Here is a 6,466-nt window from a genome sequence, read left to right as displayed (position 1 = left end):
AACTCGCGGTAGGTCAGTTCGACACCCTCGAACACCACCGCCACAGCATCCGGAGATGTGGCTACCGCACGCCGGTACCCATCCAGCAGCAACTCGGAACCGACCGGGTAGCCCGTGTCGTTCCATTCGTGCAGGATCCGGTCCCGCTCGACGGTGTTCAGTAATTCCAGATCACCGACCAGGGTGTGGGGTGCGGTGAGGATTTCACCCAGCAAACGAGTGAACCGTTGCGCAAATCCCTCAACGGTGGCGCGGTCGAACAAATCGGTGGCGTAGGTGAACATACCGGCGATGCCGGTAGGCGCCCCCGACTCGTCGTACCGATCGGCGAGGACCAGATGCAGGTCGAACTGCGAGATCTGGGTGTCGAAGTCCACTCCCGACACCGTCAACCCTGGCAGTTCCAGCGTGGTCACCGCGAGGTTCTGGAACGACAGACCCACCTGGAACAGCGGATGCCGCGCCGTCGAACGCGCCGGGTTCAGCACCTCGACCAACCGCTCGAACGGCACATCCGCATGCGCGAACGCCTGGATATCGATCTCACGCTGACGCGCGAGCAGATCCGTGAACGCCTCACCCACATCCACACGACTACGGAACACCAGCGTGTTCACGAAGGTCCCGATCAGATCGTTGAGCGCGGCCTCACCCCGGCCCGCCATCGGCGTGCCGATCGCGATGTCATCAGTGCCCGACAGTCGAGCCAACAACACCGCCAGCGCCGTGTGCACGACCATGAACAGCGTCGCGCCCTCGGACTGCGCGACCTCGATCAGCCCACGGTGGGTATCGGCATCGATACCCACCTCCACGGTGCCACCGGCGAAGGACTGCATCGCCGGACGCGGCCGATCCGCCGGCAGATCCAACTGTTCCGGCAAATCTGCCAGCGCCGTCCGCCAGTAGGCGAGCTGATCCGACATCATCGAGCCCGGATCGTCCTCGCGGCCCAGCAATTCACGCTGCCAAACACTGTAATCGGCGTACTGCACCTCGAGCGGAGCCCAGCTCGGCGACTCGCCCGAAGACCGTGCCACATAGGCAGTCATCAGATCCCGCACCAGCGGACCGACCGACCAGCCGTCACCGGCGATGTGGTGCACCACCATCGCGATCACATACTCCGGAACCGCCCCGGCGTCTCCGATCTCGAACAACGCGACCCGCACCGGCACCTCACCAGTGACATCGAACTGCGCCGAAACCAAGCCCACCACAGCGGACTCGACATCCACAGCAGCGATGGACCGCACCATCAGCGACAACGCCGCCTGAGTCGGCGACAAAATCACCTGCACCGGGTCCCCGTCAACCGCCGGATACACCGTACGCAGAACCTCATGCCTGCCTACCAAATCCGCGATCGCCGCACGCAACGCCGAAACATCCAAGGAGCCGGTCAATCGGACCGACCTGGGTGGCGATCAGTGAGTTGCCGCCCAGTGCGAAGAAGTCGTCGTCGACGCCGACTCGCTCGATTCCGAGCACGTCGGCGAACACACCCGCCACGATCTCCTCGACCGGTGTCGAGGGAGCACGGAACACCTTCGCTGCGAACTCCGGCGCAGGCAACGCCTTCCGATCCAGCTTGCCACTGGTATTCAGCGGCAACGCATCCAACACGACAACCGCCGCCGGCACCATGTACGCCGGTAACGTCCCGGCGACCGCCGCCAGCAATTCGGTCTGCTCGATCGATTGCCCGGGCGCAGCGACCACGTAGGCGACCAACTGGTCACCCAGTGACGAAGGCACCACCAACGCCACCGCCTGGCTCACCACCGGCTGGGCCAGCAACGCCGCCTCGATCTCCCCCAACTCGATCCGCTGACCGCGGAACTTCACCTGGAAGTCGGTGCGCCCGATGTACTCCAACCGGTGCGGAAGATCCGCGACCGGCTCACGCCACACCACGAGGTCACCGGTGCGATACATGCGCTCACCGAGCGCGAACGGACTCGCCACAAACCGATCCGCCGTCAAATCCGGTCGCGCCACGTAACCACGCGCCAACTGGTCACCGGCTAGATACAGTTCGCCGGCGACACCGGCCGGGACCGGCCGCAGGCGCGAATCCAGCACGAACACCTGGGTGTTCCACTGCGGCACGCCGATCGGCACCGTCCGCTCGTCGCGCTCATCTGCGGGCCAGTACGTCACCGATACCGCGGCCTCGGTCGGCCCGTACAGGTTGTGCAGCCCTGCGTCCGACACGCTCTGCCACGCCGCCACCGTCTCCGGGGGCAACGCCTCACCGATCACGAAGACATCCCGCAGCGTCGGCAATGACCCCGCTGCCACGTGCGCGGCGAACACCGCCAACATCGACGGCACGAAATCGGTCACCGTCACCCGCTGCGCGGCAATGGTTTCCGCGACGTATACCGGATCCCGATGACCATCATGCGTCGCGACAACCAACTTCGCGCCCGCCCGCAACGGCATGAAGTAACCCCACAACGACACATCGAATGTCGTCGCGGTCTTCTGCAGATACACATCACCCGGGCCCAGCGGGTACTGCGCCAGCATCCACTCGATCTGGTTGTTGATTGCCGCATGTGACACCGCGACGCCCTTGGGCCGGCCAGTCGACCCGGAGGTGAAGATCACATACGCCGGATTCGCCAGCGACACCGGGCGCAACAACTCCTCGCTGCGGACCGGGGCACCGGAGAACCCGTTCAGATCCACCGCATCCATATGCAGTACCGCCATACCCTCCGGCACCGGCACTGCATCCACTGTCGTTGTCACTACACACACAGGTTCGGCAACTCGCGGTAGGTCAGTTCGACACCCTCGAACACCACCGCCACAGCATCCGGAGATGTGGCTACCGCACGCCGGTACCCATCCAGCAGCAACTCGGAACCGACCGGGTAGCCCGTGTCGTTCCATTCGTGCAGGATCCGGTCCCGCTCAGCGGGCGCCAGCAGATCGATCTCACCGACCGGCACCGCGACGTCGGCGATGATGGCATCCAGCACCATGACGAACCGGTCCGCGAACCCCTGCACAGTCGCCTCATCGAACAGATCAATGGCGTAGGCGAACTCGGTGAGGATCTCCGCGGGTGTACCGTCTTCGGCGTACCGGTCGTACAGGGTCACTTCCAGATCGGTCTTGGCCAGTTGCATATCGAAATCGACTGGACTGGCGGTCAATCCGGGCAGCTCGAACGTCGTCTCGGCGTAATTCTGGAACAACAGACTCACCTGGAACAGCGGGTTGCGCGCGGTGGAGCGCACCGGATTGAGCACCTCGACAAGACGCTCGAAAGGCACATCCGCATGCGCGAAGCCCTCCAGATCCCGCTCCCGCACACCTGCAAGCAACTCGCTGAATCGCATATCACCATCAACCTTGGTGCGGAACACCAAGGTATTGACGAACATACCGATCAGGTCATCGAGTTCGCGCTCACCACGACCGGCGATCGGGGTACCCACCGCAATGTCGTCGGTCCCGGACAACCGGGCAAGCAGCACCGCCAACGCCGCGTGCACCACCATGAACAACGATGCATTGTTGGCCCGCGCCAGTTCCTGCAGGCGCTTATGCCGGTCCGGCGAGATCTCGAAGCGAATCGCCTTACCCTGGAATGACTGCGCGGGCGGACGCGGCCGGTCCGTAGGAAGCTCCAGCTGTTCCGGCAGACCGGCCAGTGTGGTCTTCCAGTAGGCAACCTGCTGGGCGGCCAACGACTCCGGGTCTTCTTCGGAACCGAGCACCGCACGCTGCCACACCGCGAAATCGGCGTACTGCACCGGCAGCGGCTCCCACCGCGGAACCTCGCCGTTCACCCGGGCCAAGTAGGCCGCCATCACATCGCGGGCCAGCGGACCCGTGGACGCCCCGTCGCTGGCAATGTGGTACACGGAGAAGGCGACCACATGCTCGACGGTTTCGGATTCCGTCCCATGCTCCTCCGGGATGATGCGGAACAGCGCCACCGACAGCGGCACCTCGACGGTGACATCGAAGGAGATGCGGGCGAACTCGATCAGCGTCTGCAGCAGATCCGCCTCGGCCACCTCGACCGGGACGAGCACGGGCACAATCTCCGCCACCGGGTGAATCACCTGGTGCGGACCATCGACCGAGCGCGGGTAGGTGGTGCGCAGCAACTCGTGGCGGGCGAAGACATCACCGATCGCCTGGCCGAGCGCGGCCACATCGAGTGCACCCGACAAGCGCACCGCGAGCGGAATGTTGTCCACCGCGGAAGTGCTGGTGTCGAACTGGTTGAGGAACCAGTACCGCTGCTGTGCCAACGAGAGCGGAACGCGTTCCGGTCGTTCGCCCGCGACGAGCCGCGGCCGTGCCCTGCCGGATCCGGCGTTGCGTTCGACCCGAGCGGCCAGCTCGAACACCGTCGAGGCATCGAACAGATCACGGACCGCCAGCTGGGTGTCCAGCGCCGCGCTGAGGCGCGAGGTCACCTGGGTGGCCAGCAGGGAGTTGCCGCCGAGTTCGAAGAAGTTGTCGTCCAAGCCGAGCCGGGTGACGCCGAGCACGTCCATGAAGGTGCCTGCGACGATCTCCTCTATCGGCGTGGACGGCGCGCGAAACACCTTCGCCTCGAACACCGGCGAGGGCAGCGCCTCGCGATCCAGCTTGCCGACCGGAGTCAGCGGGATCTCGTCGATCACCATGATGGCCGTGGGCACCATGTGCGGCGGCAGGCTGCGCGACGCGTACTCCGTCAGCCGCGCCGTGTCGACCTCGCGGCCGGGTGCTGCCAGCACGTAGGAGACGAGAATCGTCGCGCCCGCGGCGGTCTGGCGGCCGAGCGTGATCGCGTACTCGACGTCCTCGTGCTTGCCGAGCACGGCGTCGATTTCGCCGAGCTCGATGCGGAAGCCGCGGATCTTCACCTGGAAGTCCGAGCGGCCGACGTAGTCCAGCTCCCACCGCACCGACGACACCGCGGCGTTGCCCTCCCGCTCACCGGGTTCGGCAAACCAGCGCACCACGTCACCAGTGCGGTACATCCGCGCGCCCTCGTTGCTCCACGGGTTGGCGACGAACCGTTCGGCGGTGAGGTCGGGGCGGTTGTGGTAGCCGCGCGCCAGCGCGCCACCCGCCAGGTACAGCTCGCCCGCGACGCCCGGCGGCACCGGGTTGAGCCGGTTGTCCAGCACCAGGGCCGACATGCCGAGCACCGGACGTCCGATGGTGATGTGCCTGCCAGGGGTGAGGTTGGCGTACGACGAGATGATCGTCGTCTCGGTGGGGCCGTATGCATTGAAGTACTTACGGCCCGGCGCCCACTTGGCCAGCAGTTCCGGCGTAGTGACGTCACCACCGACGGAAGCGACCTCGAGCGCCTCGATGCCTGCGGGATCGACGGTGCCGAGCACCGCGGGGGTGATGATCGTGTGCGTCACCCGCTCGGTGCGCAGCAGCTCGGCCAGCTCCGAGCCGCCGATGATGGTCGACGGCACGATCACCAGCGTGGCACCGGTGTAGGCGGCACAAAGCCATTCGAGCACCGACGGGTCGAAGCTCGGCGAGCAGATGTGCAGGAAGCGGTGGTGCGACTCGAGCTGGTACAGGTCGGTCGCGACACCGGCCAGACCGCCCATACCGGCGTGGGTCACGGTGACGCCCTTGGGCATACCTGTCGAACCCGAGGTGTAGATGACATACACCGGGTGCCGCATGGACAGCGCGGAAGTCCGGTCCGCGTCCGTCACAGGCTCGGCGGACTGGCTCTCGACCAGCTCGCCGAACTCCGGATCGTCCATCCGTAGCCACTCGACGCTGCGCGGCAGCCGGTCCACGTACTCGGTCGCGGTAATGCCGATGACCGCGCCGGAGTCGTTGACCATGTGCCGCTTACGGTCTTCGGGATAGGTCGGGTCGATCGGCACATGCGCGCCGCCTGCCTTCGCCACCGCCCAGAACGCGGCGACCATCTCGTAGGAGCGCGGGAACGACAGCGCCACCATGCCTTCGGGCCCGACACCGCGCGCGATGAGCACCCGCGCCAGGCGCGAGGAGTACTCGTCGAGTTCCCGGTAGGTGATCGACCTGCCCTGGTAGCGGACCGCGATCTGCTCTGGGTCCAGCTGCGCGCCGCGCGCGAGCAGGTCCGGCAGCAGACCGGTGGCCATCACGTCCTCGCCGTGCATGTGCGTGAGCAGTTCGTACTCCGCCGTGTCCAGCAGCTGCACGTCGCCGACCGGTTGTTCCGGTCGGGTCGTGATCGCGTGCAGCAGTCTGGTGAATCGCTCGGCGAACACTCGCACGGTGTCCTCGTCGAACAGGTCACGCGCGAAGGAGAATTCCGCGTACATGCCTGCGTCGTCGGGGTTGTCCCCCGCTTCCCGCATCGTCAGCGACAGATCGAACTTCGCGGTATCGACATCGAAATCGACCGCACCGACCCGCAACCCCGGCAGCTCGAAGCTGCTCTCGGGCAGATTCTCGAACGACAACGCCACCTGGAACAACG

1 pseudogene is annotated in these 6,466 nt (G+C 65.7%); it reads right to left on the bottom strand.

Annotated elements, in window-relative coordinates:
- Nucleotides 1–6,466: pseudogene (locus tag AB4Z47_RS30365) on the bottom strand (amino acid adenylation domain-containing protein); the annotation flags it as partial.

Source organism: Nocardia sp. 2TAF39 (genome assembly GCF_052114905.1).
Taxonomy (GTDB): Bacteria; Actinomycetota; Actinomycetes; order Mycobacteriales; family Mycobacteriaceae; genus Nocardia.
This window is presented reverse-complemented; position numbering and strand designations above follow the sequence as displayed.